The organism is Kribbella sp. NPDC004138 (genome assembly GCF_053603655.1).
This window is the reverse complement of sequence record NZ_JBSGFZ010000005.1, coordinates 272,868-295,294: the sequence shown is the minus strand read 5'-3', so window position 1 is coordinate 295,294 and position 22,427 is coordinate 272,868. Positions and strand designations below refer to the sequence as shown.

At 69.3% G+C, this 22,427-nt stretch carries 14 protein-coding genes; 11 read left to right on the top strand and 3 right to left on the bottom strand.

Going from position 1 to position 22,427, the window contains the following annotated elements; genetic code table 11:
* The first annotated feature begins 3 nt into the window (after nt 1-3).
* Nucleotides 4-987 carry an ABC transporter permease gene (locus tag ACWEOO_RS09230; RefSeq protein ID WP_452142550.1) on the top strand — a complete coding sequence of 328 codons (984 nt, stop codon included), beginning with the start codon at nt 4-6 and terminating at the stop codon, nt 985-987.
* Here ACWEOO_RS09230 and ACWEOO_RS09225 read toward each other — a convergent pair.
* Nucleotides 973-2,244: a polysaccharide biosynthesis protein gene (locus ACWEOO_RS09225; RefSeq protein WP_452142549.1), complete on the bottom strand. Its 1,272-nt coding sequence runs from the start codon at nt 2,242-2,244 to the stop codon at nt 973-975. The genes ACWEOO_RS09230 and ACWEOO_RS09225 overlap by 15 nt on opposite strands.
* Before the next feature lie 216 nt (nt 2,245-2,460).
* Between ACWEOO_RS09225 and ACWEOO_RS09220 the strand changes: the two genes are divergently transcribed.
* The 3 genes from ACWEOO_RS09220 to ACWEOO_RS09210 all read left to right on the top strand — a co-directional run bounded on the left by ACWEOO_RS09220 (nt 2,461) and on the right by ACWEOO_RS09210 (nt 13,054).
* Nucleotides 2,461-6,876 (top strand): fibronectin type III domain-containing protein, encoded by a 4,416-nt coding sequence (locus ACWEOO_RS09220; RefSeq protein ID WP_452142548.1) that lies wholly within the window; start codon nt 2,461-2,463, stop codon nt 6,874-6,876.
* A gap of 47 nt (nt 6,877-6,923) precedes the next feature.
* Nucleotides 6,924-10,286, top strand: coding sequence for a GH92 family glycosyl hydrolase (locus tag ACWEOO_RS09215; RefSeq protein WP_452142547.1), 3,363 nt, complete (start codon nt 6,924-6,926; stop codon nt 10,284-10,286).
* 77 nt (nt 10,287-10,363) lie between these two features.
* Nucleotides 10,364-13,054, top strand: coding sequence for an alpha-(1->3)-arabinofuranosyltransferase domain-containing protein (locus tag ACWEOO_RS09210; RefSeq protein WP_452142546.1), 2,691 nt, complete (start codon nt 10,364-10,366; stop codon nt 13,052-13,054).
* Here ACWEOO_RS09210 and ACWEOO_RS09205 read toward each other — a convergent pair.
* Both ACWEOO_RS09205 and ACWEOO_RS09200 read right to left on the bottom strand, forming a co-directional pair.
* Nucleotides 12,952-13,998, bottom strand: a complete 1,047-nt coding sequence (locus tag ACWEOO_RS09205) for an acyltransferase family protein (RefSeq protein ID WP_452142545.1) — start codon at nt 13,996-13,998, stop codon at nt 12,952-12,954. The two genes, ACWEOO_RS09210 and ACWEOO_RS09205, sit on opposite strands and share 103 nt — an antisense overlap.
* Entirely contained in the window at nt 13,995-14,795 is an 801-nt protein-coding gene (locus tag ACWEOO_RS09200) for a class I SAM-dependent methyltransferase (RefSeq protein ID WP_359929697.1), read from the bottom strand. The genes ACWEOO_RS09205 and ACWEOO_RS09200 overlap by 4 nt, the downstream gene beginning before the upstream one ends.
* A gap of 24 nt (nt 14,796-14,819) precedes the next feature.
* On the opposite strand from ACWEOO_RS09200, the gene ACWEOO_RS09195 reads away from it, so the two are divergent.
* From ACWEOO_RS09195 to ACWEOO_RS09165, 7 genes are all read left to right on the top strand, one after another.
* Nucleotides 14,820-15,692 carry a phosphotransferase family protein gene (locus ACWEOO_RS09195; protein WP_452142544.1) on the top strand — a complete coding sequence of 291 codons (873 nt, stop codon included), beginning with the start codon at nt 14,820-14,822 and terminating at the stop codon, nt 15,690-15,692.
* A gap of 249 nt (nt 15,693-15,941) precedes the next feature.
* A complete protein-coding gene (rpsA, locus tag ACWEOO_RS09190) occupies nt 15,942-17,420 on the top strand; it encodes a 30S ribosomal protein S1 (RefSeq protein ID WP_355479721.1) in 1,479 nt (492 codons plus the stop codon).
* 171 nt (nt 17,421-17,591) lie between these two features.
* Nucleotides 17,592-18,209 carry a dephospho-CoA kinase gene (gene coaE / locus ACWEOO_RS09185; RefSeq protein ID WP_452142543.1) on the top strand — a complete coding sequence of 206 codons (618 nt, stop codon included), beginning with the start codon at nt 17,592-17,594 and terminating at the stop codon, nt 18,207-18,209.
* A 201-nt stretch (nt 18,210-18,410) separates the two neighbouring features.
* Nucleotides 18,411-19,547 carry a PrsW family glutamic-type intramembrane protease gene (locus ACWEOO_RS09180; RefSeq protein ID WP_452142542.1) on the top strand — a complete coding sequence of 379 codons (1,137 nt, stop codon included), beginning with the start codon at nt 18,411-18,413 and terminating at the stop codon, nt 19,545-19,547.
* Nucleotides 19,544-20,635, top strand: a complete 1,092-nt coding sequence (locus tag ACWEOO_RS09175; protein WP_452142541.1) for a hypothetical protein — start codon at nt 19,544-19,546, stop codon at nt 20,633-20,635. Before ACWEOO_RS09180 ends, ACWEOO_RS09175 begins: the two co-directional genes overlap by 4 nt.
* Nucleotides 20,632-21,567 carry a hypothetical protein gene (locus ACWEOO_RS09170; RefSeq protein WP_452142540.1) on the top strand — a complete coding sequence of 312 codons (936 nt, stop codon included), beginning with the start codon at nt 20,632-20,634 and terminating at the stop codon, nt 21,565-21,567. Before ACWEOO_RS09175 ends, ACWEOO_RS09170 begins: the two co-directional genes overlap by 4 nt.
* A 31-nt stretch (nt 21,568-21,598) precedes the next feature.
* Complete coding sequence (locus ACWEOO_RS09165) at nt 21,599-22,426, top strand: hypothetical protein (RefSeq protein WP_359929685.1); 828 nt, start codon at nt 21,599-21,601, stop codon at nt 22,424-22,426.
* The last annotated feature ends 1 nt before the right edge of the window (nt 22,427 follow it).

Genomic DNA, 22,427 nt, shown 5'->3' with positions numbered 1-22,427 from the left:
CACATGACGACCTCGACACAAGACCGTCCGGCGATCCGCGACGCCGCCCACAAGCGGACCCGCTCGGCGAAGTCCTCCGTCGGACTCGGACTCCGGATGCGGCGGCACTGGCAGCTGTACGTGATGCTCGCGCTGCCGCTGATCTGGCTGGCGATCTTCGCCTACTGGCCGATGTACGGCGTGATCATCGCCTTCAAGGACTACAACGTCGTGTCCGGGATCCTCGGCAGCCCATGGGTGGGACTCAAGCACTTCGACCGGTTCGTGGAGTCGTACCAGTTCTGGCGGCTGATCCGGAACACGGTGTTCCTGCACGTGTACGAGCTGGTCGCGACGTTCCCGTTGCCGATCGTCCTGGCGCTGTGCCTGAACACGGTTCGCAAGAAGTGGTTCAGCCGGTCGGCGCAGCTGATCACCTACGCGCCGCACTTCATCTCGACCGTGGTCGTGGTGGGTCTCATCGTCGTGCTGACGAACCCGAGCACCGGCGTGGCGAACAGGATCATCGGTCTGTTCGGACTCGGCCCGGTCGACTTCCTCGGGGACGCCGGGCTGTTCCGGCATCTCTACGTCTGGTCGGGCGCCTGGCAGACCATGGGGTTCGCGGCGATCATCTACCTGGCCGCGTTGACCAGTGTGCCGCCGGAGCTGCACGAGGCGGCGATCGTGGACGGCGCGTCGCGGTTGCGGCGGATGTGGCACATCGACCTGCCCGCGATCGTGCCGGTGGCGGTGATCCTGCTGATCCTGAACATCGGCTCGATCCTGTCCGTCGGGTTCGAGAAGGTCCTGCTGATGCAGAACAACCTGAACCTCGACACCGCCGAGGTGATCGACACCTACGTGTACAAGATCGGCCTGGCGTCCGCGGTTCCGCAGTTCAGCTACGCGACCGCGATCGGCCTGTTCCGATCGGTGATCGGGCTGGTGCTGCTCGTCGTGGCGAACACGTTCGCCCGGCGGTTCGCGAAGTCAAGCCTGTGGTGAGTCGGCGGCCTGGCGGTGGAGACCCGCGGCCAGGACCGCCGACAGCAGCAGCGCGCAGGTGCTGGTCATCGCGACCAGCACCTTCACGCCGTTGAGGCCGGTGGCGATACCGGTGCCGAGCACGATGCCGGCGGCCGCGGCGAGCACGACCAGCCCGATCCAGATGCCCAGCGCGGCGCGCTTCTCCTGCTGCGCGATCGCGGCGTACACGACCAGCTGCAGTACGGCGTACGCGGAACCGGAGACCGCGAACAGCCAGGTGTACGGACCGAGCGGCGCGTACTTGTCCGCGCCGCCGATGACCGCGACGACGAGATCGGGAAGGATCAGCGTGCCGATGACCGTGCACACACCGAGCCCCGCGACGGCCGCGATCGCCTTGCGCAGCCGCTGGGTGTCACCCGGGGACTGTGCGAGTGTCGGGAACACCAGCACGATCACGAACTGCGGCAGGAACAGGCAGGCCTTCGCGATGATCACGCCGGCCGCGTAGTAGCCGCTGTCCGTGCCGTCGAGCAGGGCGCGGGCGAACAGCACGTCGGCGTTGGCGATGACGAAGAACGCGAGCAGCGTGTGGGTGCCGAATGCCGCTTCCCGCAGCACGGTCTTGATCTGCTCCTTGGTCGCACCCGTCGATCCGCGGAGCACCCAGCGGCCGACGATGATCGGTACGGCGGCGCCGAGCGCGAGACCGATCATCGCCGCGTCGAGCGTCGGCCGCACCAGCAGCGCGCCGCCGCCCAGGACGAGGCGGCCGACACCGGTCAAGGTGTAGATGACGGCCAGCTCGGTCCAGCGTTTGCTGCCCTGGAGGACGCCGAGTTGGGCCCCCATCACCGTGAGGCAGCCGAGGGTCGGGGCCAGCAGCACGATCGAGACCACCGAGTCGATGTGCAGCAGCCACATGAACACGGGCGTGAGCGCGAGACAGACCACAGTCAGTACGAGCGCCGCGCGGTTGCCCGCCTTCAACATCGTGTCGGACAACGCTCCGGCGCCGGCACCGGAGTGCGTGGCGAGCTGCCGGGCTCCGGCCGCCTGCAGGCCGAGCGAGGCGACGTTGCCGATCAGCAGCAGCCCCAGCAGGGCCGTGAGGGCGCCGAACTGCTCCGGGGCGAGCCGGTGGGTGCCGATCAGCGTGAAGCCGTAGGCGGCCACGTTCATGATCGCCATGGCCACGGCGACCACAGTGGCCCGCCGCAGGAAGGCCAGGCGCTTGGCCTTCGGTGCACTGGCCGGTGTGGTGCCAGACGTCATTCGCGCTGCCTCGGATCGGTGTGTGACGGTACTCGACCTCACCGTACGGCGTGTCCGGCCCGCCGTCACAACAGACCCGCCCCCGCACCTGCACGGGCCTTTGTCAAGCGCTCGTGATTGCAGCTAGTGACGCTTGTGGGCGATATCTGCGATCGGTCACGATTCTATGAAACTCAATGGGGCGGGGGCCTGACTGTGCGTTAGAGGGGTGGGGGCATGTCCGTGCGTCTGCTGGTCTCTCGTCGTAAGGATCGTCGGCCCGTGCGGCACCGGGCACCGATCGCACTCGCCGTACTGTGCGCCCTGGTTCTCGGACTGGCTGTCGTGCCGCCGTCCGGTGCGAGCGCCGCGACTCCGGTCGGGGTGCTGACGGCCGCGCAGCTGAACGACGCCTTCAAGCAGTACGGCGACACCTCGGGGGAGTGGAGCGGCGGCGACGGAACCGCGTCCGTTCCCTTGTCCGACGGGCGGGTGGCGTGGCTGTTCTCCGACACCTACATCGGCACGGTGAACGCCGACGGCAGCCGTCCGGCGAACACGCCGCTGATCAACAACTCGATCGTCGTCCAGACCGGTGAAGGCCTCCAGGACACGGTCTTCGGCGGTACGGCGGCCAATCCGGTCGCTGTGATGCCGCAGACCACGGACGGGAAGTTCTTCTGGGTCGGTGACGGCCTCTCCGCCGGTGGCAAGCTGCGAGTCTTCTACAGCCGGTACGGCCGCTCCGGTCAGGGTGCCCTGGACGTCAAGCTCGAGGGCACCAGTGTGGCGACGTTCGACCAAACCGGTTTCGTGCGCGAGTCGGTGGTCGAGCTACCGGTCGGCGACAAGATCGCGTGGGGCGTCGAAGTCGTCGAGGACGGTCCGGTGACCTACGTCTACGGATCGGAGTACGTCGACGAGACGGGCCTGCGGTTCGCCCACCTGGCCCGTACCAACGCGGACCTGTCCGCGCCGCTGGAGTACTGGAACGGATCGGCGTGGGTCTCCGACGAAGCTTCCTCCGCGCGGATCCTGAGCGGTGTCGGGACGACCTTCGGCGTGCAGCGCGCCGACTCCGGCTGGGTGCTGGTCACGCAACAGGGCAACGGCATCTTCCATCCGGACATGGTGGCCTACAGCGCGCCGTCGCCGACCGGGCCGTTCGCCGATCCGGTGGTCCTGTACCAGGCGCCGGAAGGCGCCGACGGCACCGGCAAGATCGTGTACGACGCCCACGTCCATCCGCAGTCCGCGGCCGGCGGAAAGTTGCTCTGGTCCTACAACGTCAACAGTCTCGACGGCGGCGCGAACACGGCGGACGCCCACATCTACCGCCCGCGGTTCGTGGAGACCGCGTGGCCGGTGCCGGCTCCGGACCCGGCGGCGGTGCCGGGCCAGGTCACCGGGCTGACCACCTCGCAGGCCGAGGACGGCCGGGTGTCCCTGTCGTGGCAGCCGATCGGAGGCGCGACGAAGTACTGGCTCTATCAGCGCAATGTGACCGACGGGCAGACCCACTTCGCCCGGGACTCGGTAGCTGTGACCTCACCCTCGGCGTCGGCGTCGCTGGTTCGGGACGGGAAGACGTACGAGTTCAAGGTCACGGCTGCGAACGACGCCGGTGAGGGACAGGCATCGGCCACGGCAAGCCTGACGGTCCATGTCGTTCCGCCTGCGGCGCCGGCCGGCGTGACCGCTGTCCCGAGCGGGACGACCGGTGGCATCCGGGTGTCGTGGGAAGCCGTCCAAGGCGCATGGAACTACGAGGTCTACTACCGCGACACGACCGAGGGCGACGGCAGCTTCAAGTCCGCGACGATGGTCGGCGCCGACGTGCGCGAGTTCTCCGTGACGGACCTGAACGTCGACCACCCGCACGAGTTCTACGTGACGGCGACGGGAGGCGGTGGCGAGTCTGCGCGGTCGACAGTGGTCACGGCGACCCCGGTCGGCGTACCGCCACAGGCACCGGCGGCGCTGACCGCGACCGCGAAGACTGACGGAACGATCACGCTCAACTGGACCGCGTCGACGACACCCGGTGTCTGGTACTGGGTCTACCAGCGCGATGTCACCGCCGAGGAGTCGGAGTTCGTCCAGCTGCCACTGCCGATCTCGCAGGGCACCTCGATGGAGGCCGGGTTCCTCGCGGACGGACATGTCTACGAGTTCGCCGTCACTGCCTACGACAACGGCGGCGAGTCGCCGCGTACCGCGGTGGCGACCGCCACCTCCGACTATCCGGAGCTGCCGCCGCCCACCGGGCTGGTCGCGACCGCCGGCGACGGTGAGGTGGCACTCAAGTGGACGTCGCTCGGCGCGGACATCTGGTACTGGGTCTACCAGCGCGACGTCACCGACGGGGAGACAGAGTTCACGAAGCTCCCGTTGCCGATCTCGTCCGGTTCGTCGATGACCGCGGGGTATTTGACCAACGGCCACGTCTACGAGTTCAAGGTCTCGTCCATCGGGCCCGGCGGTGAAGGCCCGTTGTCGGCGGCGGTATCGGCGACCCCGAAGTATCCACCGCCCGCTGCGGTGACCGGCCTGACTGCGGCCGCCCAGACCGACGGCAGTATCAAGGTCAGCTGGACCGACCGCGCCGACACCTACTTCTGGGTCTACCAGCGGGACGTGACCGCCGGCGGATCGTTCGTCAAACTGCAGTACCCGACGCAGGGTTCCAGCTTCAGCGCGACCCAGCTGACGAACGGGCACGTCTACGAGTTCAAGGTGCAGCCGAACGCGTACGGTCTGGACGGCCCGATCAGCGCCGCCGTGTCGGCGAAGTCGACGTATGCCCCGCCGCCGGCGCCGACCGGTCTGGTCGCACGGGCGATGGGTAACGCCACCATCCGGCTGGACTGGAACGGAGCGGCCGGAGTCACGTTCTGGGTGTACCAGCGCGACGTCACGGCCGGGGAGGCGACCTTCACGAAGCTCGGTCTGCCGAGTCTGGACAAGACGGCGGAGCTGGGGCTGATGAAGTCCGGGCACAAGTACGAGTTCAAGATCGCGGCCCAGAACCAAGGCGGCACCAGTCCGTTCTCGAACGTGGCCTCAGCAACGTCGTACGGCGGTCTGCCGGCGGCACCGACGAACCTGTCGGCAGTGGCGCAGGACGGCAAGGTGAAGTTGACCTGGAGCGCGAGCGCGACGGCGGGCGTGCAGTACATCGTCTACCAGCGCGACATGACATCCGGTGACCCGTGGGACCGCTTGCCGTTGCCGATCACCACAACCTCGATGACGGCCGGCTATCTGGTCAACGGTCACACCTACGCGTTCCGCGTCACCGCGCAGAACGGGATCGGTGAGAGCGGTGGGACGAACACCGTGCAGGCCCGGCCGATGCCGCCGCTGCCGACAGCACCGGCGACCCTGACGGCGACCGCGGGCAACGGCACGGCGTTCCTCGACTGGTCCCCGAGCACCCCGTCGGACGTCTTCTACTTCGTCGAGATGCGTCCCGCGGGCGGCAACTGGAGCCGGATGCCGTACCCGGTCAGTGGTACCTCGCTGCAGGTGTACTGGCTGCGTAACACGGTCAGGTACGAGTTCCGCGTCTACGCCAACAACATGACCGGAAACTCGGCGATGTCGCCGGTGGCCAGTGCCCGCCCGATGCCGCCCTTCCCGACCGCTCCCGCCTCGCTGGTCGCAACGGCAGGCGACCGGACGGTCAAGCTCGACTGGTCGGCGAGCAGCGTGTCGGGCGTGTACTACTGGCTCGAGTACCGGCTGTCCGGACAGCAGTGGACCCGTGCCGGGTGGCCGATCGTCGGCCAGACGTGGATCAACTACGGGCCGCTGATCAACAACAAGCGCTACGAGTTCCGGATCAGGGCGGCGAACGAGTCCGGGGTCTCGGCTCCGTCGCCGGTCGCGGCGGTGACTCCGATTCCGCCCGTCCCGGTGGCGCCGACGATCTCCTGGGTGACGGAGTACAACGGCTACTTCGAGTTCTACTGGAACGACGCGACGGTCGAGCCGAACCTGTGGGAGATCCGCTACAAGAATCGCCTGACCGGAGAGATCACCAGTGGGTGGTCCTTGATGGAGAAGCGGGCGTCGTATTACACGCCCGTCGAGGAGTACGAGATTCTGGTGCGGAGCCGGAACTCGCGCGGCTGGGGACCGTGGTCGGCGCCGAAGAAGGCGGTCTCGAAGACTCGCTGGTTCCCGAGTTACTGGTACGGCCGGCCAGGGAACGACGCGGTGAACAGGATCGCCCTGGACCTCATCGGCGGCCGGCAGTGCAAGATGTCCTCGCGGCAGATCGTCTGCTTCAACACCGATCTGACCAACCACCAGCAGCGGCCGATGACGCTGGGCGACTACCTCGGCTATCCGTGGACCGAGGGCAATTGGGACGAGCAGTTGAAGTGTGATGCCCAGGACGCCGCGGGGCTCGCACAGCTGAGAGGTTCGGCGGCCGGTATCCAGTACGGCCCGCATCTGCCGCAGCACGAGGCCGTGCACTCGGTGCAGTGGGCAACGTGGGGCTGGAAGTTCGCGGCCATGTACGCGGTCGCACAGGGGATCGCGAACGCGTACGGCGGGCCGAACAAGTTCGAGGTGGACGCGAACCTCTGGTGGGGCGGCTACGTCGTCGACCCGGAGCTTCCCGACACCTGCGGCCGGCGCTGATGAGGGCGCCATGCCGTCGGGCCATCGCCGGGCTGACGTTGTTCACCATGCTGGCGACTGTCCTGACCGGACTGGTCGCGGGCGCCGACGTGTACGCCGCTCCCGCCACGGCCGCGACGTTGGTGACGGATCCGGCTACGCTGGTCAATCCGCTGATCGGGACCAAGCAGCTGGCGGGACAGGAGGGCAACGCCGGAAACACGTTCCCGGGGCCGGCCATGCCGTTCGGCATGGTGCAGTGGGGCCCGGACACCTCGCCGCGCTGGCCGGGCGGTGATTACGACTACGGTGCGACAGCCCTGGCCGGCTTCGGGATGACACGCATGAGCGGCGCCGGCTGCGGTGCGTACGGCGATCTGCCGTTCCTGCCGGTCACCGGTACGGTGCCCGCGGACAAGAACAACGCGACGGTCGGTTTCACGCATGCAACGGAAATCGCGCGAACCGGCTTCTACGGCCTGACGCTGGCCAACAACGTCCGCGTCGAACTGACGACCGGCCTGCGGGCGGGCCTCGGCAGGTTCGCGTTCCCGGCGGGGACGGCGTCCACCCTGCTGATCAAGGCCGCCGGAGGTGCCGCGGCATCCGAGGCGGGTATCTCCGCGGTCAGCACCACCGAGGTGACGGGCTGGACGGGTGCCGGGGCGTTCTGTGCCCGGGGCAACCATTACCGGCTCTACTACGCGGTGAAGTTCGACAAGGCGTTCACGGCATCGTCCAAATGGACCGGGCAGTGGCCGTGGGTCACCGGCGACGGCGGGATCGCGCTCAGCTTCCCGGCCGGCTCGGTGGTGAAGGCGAAGGTCGGCATCTCGTTCGTCAGTGTCGCGAACGCCCAGGCCAACCGGGACACCCTGGCCAGTTGGGATCTCGCGGTGGTCGAGCAAGCCGCCAAGTCGGCGTGGAACGGGTTGCTCACCGGCGTACAGATCGGCGGGGGCACGCTCGACGCCCAGAAGACCTTCTACACCGCCCTGTACCACTCCTTGCTGCATCCGAACGTCTTCAGCGACTCCAACGGCCAGTACATCGGCTTCGACAAGGTCGTCCGGACGGTTCCGGCCGGTCAGTCGGCGGTGTACGCCAACTTCTCGGGCTGGGACACCTACCGGTCGCAGATCCAGTTGAGCGCGCTGGTCGCACCGGCCCAGACCTCGGACATGGTCCGGTCCTTGCTGCTCGCCTACGACCAGTCGGGCAGATTGCCGAAGTGGCCGGTCGCCAACGGCGAGACGTACATGATGGTCGGCGATCCGGCGCTGCCGATCATCGCGTCGGCGTACGCGTTCGGCGCGCGCAACTTCGACGCGGCCAAGGCCCTGACGGCGATGGCCGACCAGGCCACCGGGCGTTCTGACATCCGGCCGGGCAACGGCTACCTCGATACGCACGGCTACTTGCCGACGGACGGTGGCTACGACTGCTGCGAGCACACCGGGACGGTGTCGACCTCGCTGGAGTACAACATCGCCGACTTCGCACTGGCGGCGTTCGCGGGCGCCCGCGGCGACACCGCGACCCAGGCGAGGTTCCTCGAGCGGGCACAAGGCTGGCAGTACCTGCTGAACCCGCAGAGCGGCTTCGTCCAGCCGCGACGCTCGAGCGGCGCCTGGAAGGAGAACTTCGACCCCACCGACTTCTCGTACGGCGACTGGGCCGAAGGCAACTCCTGGAAGTACACGCCGATGGTTCCGTTCAACGCGGCCGGGCTGGTCGCCGCGAAGGGCGGACCGGCCGCGATGGGCGACTACCTCGACACACACCTCCAGCAGGTGAACGAGATCGCCGGCCCGCACGCCTGGATGGGGAACGAGCCCAGCTTCGGAACGCCGTGGCTCTACAACTACATCGGCCAGCCGTACAAGACACAGCAGGTCGTGCGCCGGATCCAGACGGAGCTGTTCGGCAACCGGCCGGACGGGCTGGCGGGCAACGACGACCTGGGCTCGTTGTCGTCCTGGTACGTGTGGTCCGCGCTGGGCTTCTACCCCGCGGTGCCGGGAACCGCTGACCTGGTGCTCGGCAGCCCGGTGTTCCCGGAGGCCGTCGTTCGGCTCCAGGGCGGCAAGACGCTCACCGTGAGCGCACCTGCCGCGGCAGCCGGATCGCCGTACGTCCAGAGCATGACCGTGAACGGCGGGGACTGGAACAAGTCCTTCCTTCCTCCGAGCCTGCTGACGTCGGGCGGCTCGGTCAGCGTGGTGCTCGGGGCTGCCGCGAACACCGCGTGGGGGTCGGCGGTGGACGCGGCGCCGCCGTCGTACTCAGCCGATGCCGTGGCAGCCGCCAATAGCAACGGCACGAGCCACGACGCACTCCCCGGCGAGGCGAACTACGACGGGATCGGCTCCGGGTACTCCGTCGAGGCTCTGCAGGCCGCGGGCGTCGTACCGGGCAGCAAACTGGTTGCCGACGGCGTCGACTACACGTGGCCGAACGTCCGGGCCGGTCGTCCGGACAACGTGGCCGCCGCGGGCCAGCAGGTCACGGTCGCGAGCCCGCCGGGAGCGGACCGGATCGGGTTCCTCGGCAGCAGCGAGGGCGGCTTCGACAGCGTCACTGGAACGGCGACGGTCAACTTCGCCGACGGTACGCAGCAGCAGGTCCAGCTGGGGTTCAGCGACTGGACACTCGCGGGCGGAGCCGTGGGCAAGCGCGCCGACAACGTCGTGGCTGCCCAGATGCCCTACCGCAACAACTACTGGGCGGGCGGGCCGGAGCAGGTCCAGACGTATCTGTTCTCGGCATCGTTCGCGGTGGATCCGGCCAAGGCGGTCGTCGGCGTCACACTGCCGGTCACCACCGGTTCGGGGCGGCTGCACATCTTCGACATCGGCTTCTCCGGGCACCGGGCGAACGCCGGCGTGAGCGACGACAACCAGATCGGTACGGCGGACTTCGACAACGGCGCCGCAAGCTACTCGCGGCAGGCACTGGCCGCGGCGGGACTGACTGCGGGAGCGCAGGTCCTGCACGGCGGCGTCACGTACCGGTGGCCGTCGACGGCGGCAGGCGAACGAGACAACTTCGTCGCTCAGGGACAGCCGATCAAGGTGACCGCGGCGCCGGGCGCGACGAAGCTCGGCGTCCTGGGAGCCGCCGAGGGCTGGCCGACCGGTGTGTCCGGCGCGGCGACCATCACCTACAGCGACGGGACCAGGCAGCCGGTCACGCTCGGATTCACCGACTGGACCCGCGGCGGCGGCGCACAGGCCATCGGTCACGGGAACACGGTGGTGGCCCAGATGCCGTACCGCAACTGGACCCCGGTCGGCCGCGAGCAGATTGTGACTTATGTCTACGCGACGACCTGGGTGTTGCTGCCGGGAAAGACCCCGACAGGGATCGAGCTTCCGCCTCCGAGCGGCGGGTTCGGGCGCATCCATGTCTTCGCCGTCGGAACCGGGTGATCCGGGCCTCGGACCGAAGCATCACCGAGAGGTAACGATGTCGGTTCGAGGCCGCAGGATCCGTTAATGTCCCGCCGGTGAGGAGGCTGAGAGCGGGTAGTTCGGAGCAGGTCGTCTGGCGGGCACGGCTCGTCCTGGGATGCCTGGGTCTGATCGCTCTGTGCTTCCAGCATGCTCCCGGCCAGATCGTTCCGGATCGCAGGCTGGAGCTGACCGCCGGGCCTGGCGGGTTCCTGTCGCGGGCGCTGCACCTGTGGGATCCGCACAGTCCGTTCGGTCAACTGCAGACCGACGCTTACGGCTACCTGTTTCCGATCGGCCCGTTTCACTGGCTGCTGAAGGCGCTGTCGGTGCCGGACTGGGTGACCCAGCGCCTGTGGTGGTCGCTGGTCCTGTGCGTTGCCTTCCTCGGCATCTGGAAGCTGTGCAACGTCCTGCAGTACGGCGTGCCGTGGACGCGTCTCGCTGTCGCCCTGCTGTACGCCCTGGTGCCGCGGGCGTTCGGTGAGCTCCCCACCGAGGTGTGGCCGATGGCCATGGCTCCCTGGATACTCCTGCCGCTCGTCTCGCCACGAGCCCGCTCCGGTTGGTGGCGCGCCAGCTGGTCGGCTGTCGCGTTCGCACTGATCGGTGCGGCCAATCCGGTCGCCGGCGCCGCGACCCTCGTCGTACCTGCGATCTGGCTGCTGGTCCGCGTCAGGGTGAAGCTGGCCGCTGTCTGGCTGGGCTTCGTCGCCGCCGTGTCGATCTGGTGGCTGGTCCCGCTGCTGATGCTGCTCCGGTACGGCGCTACGCCGCCAGGACCGCGCTGGGCGCCGGTGGCCGGCGTAGTGGTCGGCGTACCGCTCGCCCTCGCCGTTGCGCACTATCTGCGTCGCCTGACCAACGTGAGCGTGTCGCGGGGCGTCCACCGCCGCGTCGTACCCGTGCTGGCCACCTGTCTCGCGGTGGCTGCTGCGCTGCCGGTGGTGCTCTCACGACCGGACGGGGCGTTCCCTGCGATCCCGGCGCATTGGGAGGACGCGGCCGGCTGGCTCGACGAGCAGACCGCGCCGGGCAGTGTCCTTGTCCTGTCCGACTCCAACGAGCCGCTTGCCGCCTTGGTCAAGCGTCCTTTGGCTGCGCTCACGGACGACACGCGGAACCGGATCGATTCCGGTGTCGCTGACCAGGCGCTGCAGCAGGAACTGAGCCGCGACGGCGTCCGCTATGTCGTGGTGCGCAACGACCGGCAGGACGGTACTCCGGCGCTGGCGATCCACGAGAGCCTGGCCGACGCCGGCATCGGTCGGGTCGCGTACTTCGGCCCTGCCGGAGAGACCCGCCTGCCGTACCCGAGTGTGGAGATCTACGACGTCGGAGCGACCACGCCGGGGCGGCTGATCCCGCGGTCCCGGCTCGTCGCGGTCGGAGGTAGCGCCGACGACGTACCGACCGTCGTGACCGCGCTCGGCGGCGAGGGCGCGGCGGTGCTCAGCGCGGACGCGACAGGCAAGCTGGACGGCCTGCCGCTCATCTCGACCAGCGGTCAGCAGACAGAGCGGCAGCCGAGTGCGATCGTCCTCCGGAACGCGCAGGTCGGGCGGTCGGCCTGTCTCCACGTCGGCTCGCGGGCCGTGTGCAGCCAGGACCAGGCCAAGGACTCAGCCGAGCCGAACGGTCTGTCCCGGAGTGTCCAGCTCCCGCAAGCGGCGACGTACCAACTGCGGGGGACAGCCCTGTCGCAGGAGGGTGAGGCGCTCGAGCGTCTGTTCTCGGCGCCGGGCGCGATCACCGCGACGGCCTCGTCCCGGGCGGTTGCGGCGCCGGAGGGGCGGCCGGATGCCGCCGTCGACCGCGACCTCGGAACCGGTTGGCTGGCGGCGCCGGACGACCCGGCGCCGAGCCTCACCCTGAAGTTGCCCGCGGCAAGGGAGGTGCGAGGTCTGCGGTTCCGGGCCGACGCCTACTTGGACGGTTCGCGGCCCGCCGACGTCGTCCTGCACTTCGACGGCGGCGCACCGCTGCCGGCCACAGTCGACGCCGCAGGGTACGTCCGGTTCGCGGCGAGGCACGCCCGGACCCTGAAGATCGACTTCACCGCGACGAAGCCGCTGCAGGACGCCCGGACCAGTCCGGTCGGTGTGACCGAGGTGGAGGTGCTCGGAGCGGACGAGCTGCGGAAGGCGGTCGATCCGCAGCGCCGGGTCCCGGCGTACTGCGGGAACGGGCCGTCGGTCAGCATCGACGGCGTACCGGCGCGGACGCAGATCGCCCCGACCTTGCAGGACCTGCTGCGGCGACGGCCGGTCGCGTTCAGTTTGTGCGGTCAGATGTCGGCCATCCCGCTGCGGTCCGGCCTCCACCAGGTGGAGATGCGGCCGAACGGCGGTGTGGTGCCGATCGAGACCACCCTGGCGAAGGCAGGATTCGGGGATGTGTCCGTGACGCCGGTGCAAGGCGTGGACGTGTGGCGCCCGAACCCGGTCGAGCTGACGGTCGAGGTGCCGGATGCGGACGGGCCGTCCGTGCTGTCGGTCGCGCAGAACTACAACGAGGGCTGGGAGGCGTACGACGGCAGCGGCCAGAAGCTCACGCCGATCCGGATCGGCGGCTGGCAGCAGGGCTGGGTACTGCCGGCTGGGCCGGAGCAGGTCGTCACGGCTCGCTTCATGCCGGACCGGACCTACCGCGCCGGGCTGCTGCTCGGACTGGTCGCCCTGCTCGGGGTCTTGGCCGTCGCGGTCTTCTTCCCGAAGCGCACGACCGGGCGCTCGACCAGGCGGTAGCTCAGAGCCGCCAGCACAACGGAGGCCAGCAGCGTCACCGGCAGTTGTACGGCGAACGGGCCGTCGATCAGCCCTAGTACGACGAACTGGTAGGCCACCACGCCGTATGAGAGCGGTGCGGCGAGCCGCGCTGGGCGGCCGCCCAGCACGCGGACCGTCCTTGCTGTGGGTGTCAGGACCGGGAAGAGCGCACAGGCGACGACCACGGTGTAGATCAGGTTCTTGAGGAGCGCCTGCGCCGGTGTCGGCACAGAGTGGTCGTACGGTCCCGCGAGCGGGGTTGCGGTGATCAACAGGAGCGCAGCGGCGATGCCCCAGAGCGTTGCCGGGACCCTGGTCAGCGTGTCGAGTGTCGACGCGCCGAGCCGACCTGTGGCGCGGGCGACCTGCCACAGCGCCATACCCATGCCGACCGCGAACCAGCCGAGGTACCCGGGCAGCCAGAGGCCCGCTTCGGGGTGACCAGTTGCCATGACGGCAGCCATCCAGGCCGGTCCCAGCGCGGTCAGACCGACCAGAACGAGGAGCCGCCAACGGACACTGCGGCGGGTGGGACGTTCGTACCCGGTCAACAGCCGCCCTAGCCCGGGCAGCAGGAGGTAGAGGGGGAGCGGCGTCAGCACGGCCCAGCGAAGGTAAGTGGACGCCGGGTCCGGGACGAGAACGATCGACAGCACCACCGCGACCAGCAGCAGCGGGAGGATGCGCAGCGCCCGGCCGCGCAGGTACGGCAGGGTCAGCGGCGGCAGAGTGCCGGAGAACCAGGCGAGCACGTGCGGCCGGTAGAGCAGGAACCCGGACAGCGCACAGAAGATCGCCCAGCCGACATCCAGCCGGGAGACGACACCGGCGAATGGCGCCTGCGTGTGCAGCCCGACCTGCGACACGACCACCGCGAGCGCGGCGATCACCCGCAGCCCGTCCACTGCCGGGAACCGGGTCATGCGCGCTGTCCCTTGTGAGCGGTCCAGATGGCGGTGCCGGGGACGAGAGGGCCGCGTTCGGGTCCCCAGCCGCCCCAGACGAGCTCGTGACCGGCAGGCCATTCCGGTTCGAGCAGGTCGTCGACGACGAAGCCGGCGCCGGTGAGCTCGCGGATCCAGTCGCCGGTGGTGCGGTGGTGTTCGGCGTAGACCGGCGTACCGGCGGCGTCGACCTCGACATACGGCGTCCGGTCGAAATAGGAGTGGGTGATCCGCAAGCCGGCGGCCGACGGATCGTCAGGCATCGTCCAGCGGAACGGGTGCGTCACCGAGAACACCAGCAGACCTCCCGGCTTCAGGACGCGCGCGAGCTCGCGGAACGCCGTACCGGCATGGGCCACGAACGGCAGCGCGCCGAACGCCGAGCAGGCGATGTCGAAGGTCGTGTCACGGTAGGGGAGCGCGACGGCGTCGGCCGCCACCGTGCGGACCGCGGTGCCGGTGCGTACGTCGAGCTGCTGCGCGATCCGGAGCTGCTCGGTCGAGATGTCGAAGGCAACCACGTCGGCGCCCTGCCCGACGAGCCAGCGTGAGCACTGCGCCGCGCCACAGCCGACCTCCAGGACCCGCTTGCCGCGGACCGGTCCGAGCAGCTGGGCAGCTTCCTCGTCGACACCCTCCGGGCACCAGACGAACCGGTCGTCCCCGAGGAAGTCACCGTGCTCGGCCAGGTACTCCGGGGCCGCCGAGTCCCAGTACGTCCGGCTGGCACGTGACGTCTGAGCCTCGGTGAGCTCTTCCCGTACCGGCCTGTTCACGCCGGACACTCTAGTGTCAGGCGTATGACTGACTTCGCGGCCAGTGCCGTTCCGTTGACAGGCGGGTACGGCGGGCAGACCTTCGCGGTGAGCGCCGGCGGCGAGGACGCGGTCATCAAGTTCTACGCGAAGGACCCGGAGCGGGCCCCCGTGGACGCCGCACTGCTCGAGCTGGTGCGCGGGCTGCTGCCGGTGCCGCGGGTGCTCGACCTCAAGCGCGAAGGGTCGTACGAGGACCCGCCGTACCTGCTGACCGAGCGGCTGCCCGGCGTCAATCTGCAGGTGTTCCTGGACACCGCGACGGACGACCAGCGCCGTACGGCCGGAACCCAGCTGGGGGAGGTGCTGGCGCGGCTGAGCGGGATGCCGTTCCTGCAGGCGGGGATGTTCCGGGGCGGCGAACTGGCCGTGGAGCCGTTCGGCCTCGGCGACCTCACGGAGTACGTCGGGGGCCTGGACCTGGAGCTGGGCGACGGGTTCGCGGCCGTGATCGACGAGGCCGAGGAGTTGCTCGCCGGCGGGGCCGACCGGGTCTGCCTCGTGCACAGCGACTTCAACCCGAAGAATCTGCTGGTCGACCCGCAGACGGCGCGGATCACCGGCCTGATCGACTGGGAGTTCGCCCACGCCGGATCGCCGTACACCGACCTCGGCAATCTGCTCCGCTTCGCCGAGGACCCGGTCCTGGCCGCGGCGGTGCTGGAGCCGCTGCGGGGGATGGGCCTCGGGGAGCGCCTGGTCGAGCTGGGCCGGGCGGCCGATCTGTGGGCGCTGCTGGACCTCGCGCAGCGGGCCGCCGAGCACGAGATCGCGGCCGCCGCGCACCGCCTGGTCTCCCGGATGGCGGACACCGGCACGCTGGCCGGCGGCCGTTCCGGCCTCGGCGTCGTACATTGAGAGCAATGGCACGTCGGGAGACCTCGGCGGGCGCCCGGTAGGCACCGGGTGCCCCAGGTTGTGCTGTCTTCGTGAAGACCGGTATTCTGTCAGATGCGCTATGGGCCCGCGCGACCTCGGACGGAGCAGGCTCGTGCTCGCAGCAGTCGGTGGTGAATCTGTCGTCGTCAGGCAATCCCGCGGTTTGGTGCGATCCAAAGGACCATGCGCAACCGCACGACACCACCAGTCCACGGAGCAACCCACCACATGACGGCCAGCATCGAGGCTCCCCTCGACCCCGCAGTGCGCAACACCCCGCAGGTAGCGGTCAATGACATCGGGTCGGAGGAAGACTTCCTCGCGGCGATCGATCAGACCATCAAGTACTTCAACGACGGCGACATCGTCGAGGGCACCATCGTCAAGGTCGACCGGGACGAGGTCCTGCTCGACATCGGTTACAAGACCGAAGGCGTGATCCCCTCCCGCGAGCTGTCGATCAAGCACGACGTCGACCCGAACGAGGTCGTCAACGTCGGCGACCACGTCGAGGCCCTGGTTCTCCAGAAGGAGGACAAGGAAGGCCGCCTGATCCTGTCCAAGAAGCGCGCTCAGTACGAGAAGGCGTGGGGCACGATCGAGAAGATCAAGGAAGAGGACGGCGTCGTCACCGGCACCGTCATCGAGGTCGTCAAGGGTGGTCTCATCCTGGACATCGGCCTCCGCGGCTTCCTGCCGGCCTCGCTCGTCGAGATGCGCCGGGTCCGCGACCTCCAGCCGTACGTCGGCCAGGAGATCGAGGCCAAGATCATCGAGCTGGACAAGAACCGCAACAACGTGGTCCTGTCCCGCCGGGCGTGGCTGGAGCAGACGCAGTCCGAGGTGCGGATGAACTTCCTCACCCAGCTGCAGAAGGGCCAGATCCGCAAGGGTGTCGTCTCCTCGATCGTCAACTTCGGTGCGTTCGTGGACCTCGGCGGCGTCGACGGTCTGGTGCACGTCTCGGAGCTGTCCTGGAAGCACATCGACCACCCGACCGAGGTCGTCGAGGTCGGCCAGGAGGTCACCGTCGAGGTGCTGGACGTCGACATGGACCGCGAGCGCGTCTCGCTGTCGCTGAAGGCGACCCAGGAAGACCCGTGGCAGCAGTTCGCCCGGACCCACCAGATGGGCCAGATCGTGCCCGGCAAGGTCACCAAGCTGGTTCCGTTCGGTGCGTTCGTCCGCGTGGAGGAGGGCATCGAGGGTCTGGTGCACATCTCCGAGCTGGCCGAGCGGCACGTCGAGATCCCGGAGCAGGTCGTCCAGGTCAACGACGACGTCATGGTCAAGATCATCGACATCGACCTCGAGCGGCGCCGGATCTCGCTGTCGCTCAAGCAGGCCAACGAGGGTGTCGACCCGGTCTCGGACGACTTCGACCCGACGCTCTACGGCATGACGGCGACGTACGACGACCAGGGCAACTACATCTACCCGGAGGGCTTCGACCCGGAGACGGGCGAGTGGCTCGAGGGCTTCGACGCGCAGCGCGAGGAGTGGGAGCGGCAGTACGCCGAGGCCCACACGCGCTGGGAGGCCCACAAGAAGCAGATCGAGGACGCCAAGACGGCGGACGTCGAGGCCGGCGAGGCTTCGTCGTACTCCTCGGCCGCTGCCCCGAAGGACGACGCTCCCGCCGAGGGCGCGCTCGCTTCCGACGAGGCGCTGCAGGCGCTCCGCGAGAAGCTGACCGGCCAGGGCTGATCCTGACCCGGTAGCCGCAGCATCCGAGACCCCTGCACCCGATTGGGTGCGGGGGTCTCGCCTGTTCAGCATCTGTACAGCCGGCCGGCAGCTGGGTCAGGGCCGTGCGGTCCACATGTCCGCCGCCGTGGGCTCACCAGCTCCGCGGAGGTGGGTCGGTAGGCTGCGACGGTGCTGAGAGTGGGACTCACGGGCGGAATCGGTGCCGGGAAGAGCGCGGTGTCGTCGCGGCTGGCCGCGCGCGGCGCCGTGGTGATCGACTCCGACGTCCTCGCGCGGGAGGTGGTCGCGCGCGGGACCGACGGACTGGGCGAGGTGGTCGCGGCCTTCGGCCCCGGCGTGCTGACCGCCGACGGTGAGCTGGACCGGCCGGCGCTCGGGAAGATCGTGTTCGGCGACGAGGCCGCCCGGCGCCGGCTGGAGGCGATCATCCATCCTCGGGTCCGGGCGCGGGCCGCCCAGATCGAGGCCGGGGCGGCCGCGGATGCGATCGTGGTGCACGACATCCCGCTGCTGGTCGAGACCGGCCAGGCGGGCGGCTTCGACGTGGTGCTGGTGGTCGACGTACCGGTCGAGGTCCAGGTCGAGCGGCTGACCGCGCAGCGCGGAATGGCTGCCGAGGAAGCCGAGCGGCGGATCGCCAGCCAGGCGTCGCGGGAGGACCGGCTCGCGGTCGCCGACGTCGTGGTCGACAACGCGGGCACGCTCGCCGACCTGGAGCGCCGCCTGGACGAGGTGTGGGCCACACTCGAACGGCGTTCAGGGCACGGTCCGGACACGAAAAGGTGACCCCTGCGCGGTAAATGATGATCCCGGGACCGGCTGTACGAGAATCTGTCCCGGTCCGGCCCGGTCGATCCGGGGCCGGCCACCGACGGCGCGACCCGCGCCGGTCCGGACGTCCGAGGTTGGGAGGATGGCGTGGTCTGTCCGCGCTGCAGCTCTGACGTCCCCGAGGTCTCGCACTACTGCCACCACTGTGGCAACGACATGCGTACCGGGGACGCCGAGCGGAAGAACGCGTACGCCGCCAGGCCCGATGAGCCGGTGGCGTCGTTCAAACTGGTCTCGACGATCATGCCGCAGGGATCCGGCAAGCAGCCGTACACCTACAAGGTCGCGCTCGGCATCGCCCTGCTGCTGACCGTGGTGACGGCCGCGCTCGGCGCGCTGCCGGTGGCGATCATGATCGCGGCCTTCGCCATCCCGATCGTTTACATCATCTACCTGTACGACGTGAACCTCTGGGAGGACGAGCCGATCCCGGTGGTCGCCGCGGCCTTCGTGCTGACCGGTGTCCTCGCGGCCGTCTTCACCTGGCTGTGGAAGGACAAGCTGGCGCTGTCGCTGGACACGATCGGCGCCAACAGCGCCGGACCGTCCGGCCGCGACCTGCTGATCCTGCTCCTGCTGGTGCCGGTGGTGTCCGAGCTGATCCGTCAGATCGGCCCGCTCTACCTGGCCTCGCGGCCGCGCTACGACGACCTGATGGACGGCTTCACGTTCGGCGTGGTGGCCGGTGTCGGCTACGCCTGCTTCGAGACGCTGGTGCTGCACTGGGGCTGGATCAGCGGCGGCTTCGCCGGTCCGGGCAGCAGTGCCGGGACGTGGATCTCGATCGTGCTGCTGCACGGCTTCATCAAGCCGCTGGTGTACGGCTCGGCGACCGGTCTCGCGGGGGCGGAGTTCTCCGGCCTCGGCGAGGGGTACGACGGCTTCACGCCGCGCTGGGTGGCCGGTCTGATCCAGGCGATGGCTGTGAACGCGCTGTTCCAGGGCGGCGTCTACCTGCTCGGTTTCGTCGGCGGTCACGGCTCGACGATCGGCTCGGTCCTCGGTGTGGTTTGGGGCCTGCTGCTGCTCGGCGCGCTGATCATCAGGGTCCGGACGGTGCTCCACAAGGGTCTGCTCGAGGCGGCGCTGGAGTCGGCCGCCCGGGGCGGGTCCAACCACGCGTCCGGCGACCTGGCGTTCTGCTCGCGCTGTGAGATGCCGCTGCTCCCGCACTCCGACTTCTGTTCGGCCTGCGGCAACTCGGTGCGGTCCGTACCGAAGTCCGCCCGCGGAGTGGCAGCACCGACCGGCGCCAGTAGGTACGAAGCGACGACTGGAGAGACGCAGGCATGAGCAACCAGCAGCCGCCGTACGGTGGTGGACAGCAGCCGTACGGTCAGCAGCCTGGTCAGCCGGGCCAGCAGCCTGGCCAGCAAGGGCAGCAGCCGGGTTACGGGCAGCAGCCCGGGTATGGACCGCAGCCTGGACAGCAGCCGGGCCAGCAGCCTGGGTACGGGCAGCAGCCTGGTCAGCAGCCTGGATACGGGCAGCAGCCGGGGTACGGCCAGCAGCCGCCGTACCCGCAGCAGCAGCAGCAGACCTTCCCCGGTCAGCAGCCGCAGCAGGGATACCCCGGCCAGCAGCAATACCAGCAGGGCTACCAGGGACAGCAGCAGCAGTACGGCGGCGGCCAGCAGCAGTGGGGCGGCCAGTACAGCCAGCAGCCGCAGCGCCGCGGTGGCGGCGGTGGTGGCGGCAAGACGCTGCTGATCGCCGGCGGTGCGTTCGCGGTGGTCGCGATCATCGGCGTGGTCCTGGCACTGGTCTTCAAGGGCGGCGACGACGACAAGGCAGGGCCGGACCCGACGCCGACGACCTCGCAACCGACCAGCGAGCCGAGTTCCGAGCCCAGCTCCGAGCCGAGCAGTGAGCCGAGCACGAGCCCGAGTCCGAGCACCGAGCCGTCGAACGGCGGCGGCGACGAGGGCATCGAGGTCGCCGAGGGCGTGTACGTGAAGCCCCAACCGGGCTACGTCCGCAAGAGCATCGACGGCTTCAGCGGCGTGTACCTGCTGAAGCAGGGCGAGGCGTACTTCATGGTGGCCAGCTGGAAGGCCGGGGCCGGTGAGAACACCGCCAGTGTGCTGCCCAAGCTGCTGACGGCCGAGACGAAGCAGCTGTCGTCGGTGCAGAAGGGCACGCCGAAGGAGACCAAGCCCGGTCCGGACGACGACACCCCGGTGAAGGTCGTCACCACCCAGAGCTTCGGCGGGGTCGCGACCACCCAGAACGGCAGCATGCCGGTGGTCGGCTTCGTCGGCGTGATCGAGCGCAACGACGGCGTGATCACGATCATCCGGGTCTACGGACGCAAGGACAAGATGTCCTCGATCCAGAGCGACTCCACGGCGATGCTGCGGTCGGTGGTCAAGAGTCAGTGAGCGGAAAGCGCGACAAGGGCTCCGCCGGTAACCCCTGGGTGGCCAAGCCCGGACCGGAGCCGGACACCGGCGAGCAGGAGGAACAGCTCCCGCCGTCGCCGTGGGACCTGGAGGTGCCACCGCCGCCGTCGCCGTGGGGCGACGGCGGTACGCCCGGCGCCGGTCCAGGTGCCGGACCGGGGGCGGGGCCCGGACCTGGTTCCGGTCCGGCGACGCAGACGTCGTCGGCGTGGGGCGACAAGGTCGGGCCGCCGTCGCTGCGGCGGCCGCCGCCGGAGAAGAAGCGGCCCTCGTTCCCGCCGCTGCTGATCCCGATCGGCGCCGGGCTGCTGGTGGTCGCGCTGGTCGCGGTCGTGCTGGTGGCGCTGTCCGGCGGTGACAAGAAGGCCGATCCGGGCCGGTCGCCGAGTCCGCCGCCCGCGACGCCGACCGCGCCGCAGTCGTCGTACCAGCCGCCGCCGAACGCGCTTCCGGTCGGCTTCGGGGTCTCGCTGGTCCCGGTCCAGGGCTGGGCGGTGGTCACCTGGGAGAAGAGCGGAAAGCAGGTGGCGATCTTCCCGCCAGGCACGAAGCCGGCCCCGGACGCCGCCGCACGGACGTTCTTCTGGGTGCGGCAGAAGCAGAACGTCACCGCGAACGCTTACCTGCTCGGCATCGTCGAGGGCGAGGTCGACAAGGAGATCGCGCAGCTGGGCAACGTACGGAACCTGCCGTGCCCGAAGGACGTCTTGGTGGAGTGCGTCGCGATCGACTACACGTCGAGCTACAAGGCCGCCGACGGCACGGAGTCGAAGATCAAGGGGTGGGTCGAGGTGTACCGGCGCAAGGACAACGTGGTCACCGCGCTGGACTTCCGGACCATGGCCGACTTCGCCCCGAAGGCCGAAGCGGACGCGGCGACGATGAAGAAGTCCGTGATCGACAGCCTGTGACGGATCCCCGGAACTACCGCGAGGAACAACTATGAGTCAGCAGTACGGTCCACCCCCGGGCCCGCCGCCGGCCCCCGCTCCCGGCGGTTGGGGCCCAGGGCCGCAGGCGCCCCAGGGCCCGCTGGGCCCCCGGGGTCCGCAGGGTCCCGCCGGTGGCGGCTGGGGTCCCGGACCGAAGCGGCCGAACCACCCGCAGCGGTCGAGCAAGACGCCGTGGATCATCATGGCCGGGGCGATCGTGGCGGTGCTGCTGGTCGCGGTCGGGGTCGTGCTGCTGGTGAACGGCAAGGACAAGGGCGACCAGCCCACCGCCGAGCCGTCGTCGGGCGTGGGTCGCACCATGTACACGCCCTCGCCGACGCCGACCCCGAACGACTCCAAGGGCGCGAACGACGTCGGTGTCGAGGTCGGCTGGGGTGTCTGGTTCACGCCGTCCAAGGGCTGGCTGCCGGACCCGGACAAGTCCAGGAGCGGGAAGAACTACATCCTCCAGCAGTTCAACGCGCGCGGCCTGATCGACGGGTACTACTGGGTCCGGCAGACCGAGCTGTACGACGCGAAGGGCTTCGCCGAGCACCTGGTCGACGTCGAGTCGAACGGCATGGAGGGCGTCAAGATCGGCAAGGGCACCGCGTGCAAGCCGGCGAACCCGAACATCAAGGCGTGCTACGCGGTCACCTACACCGGCGTGTGGGTCGCGAAGAACGGCAAGAAGATCGCGATGCAGGGCTTCGTCACCGCCTACCAGGACCAGTTCGACCGCACCACGGCCACCGACGCGGCCCTCGAGACCCGCGTTTACGCACGGCGTGTGAACGAGCTCGTCTACATGAACAACAGCGTCGTCAAGAGCTTCTGAC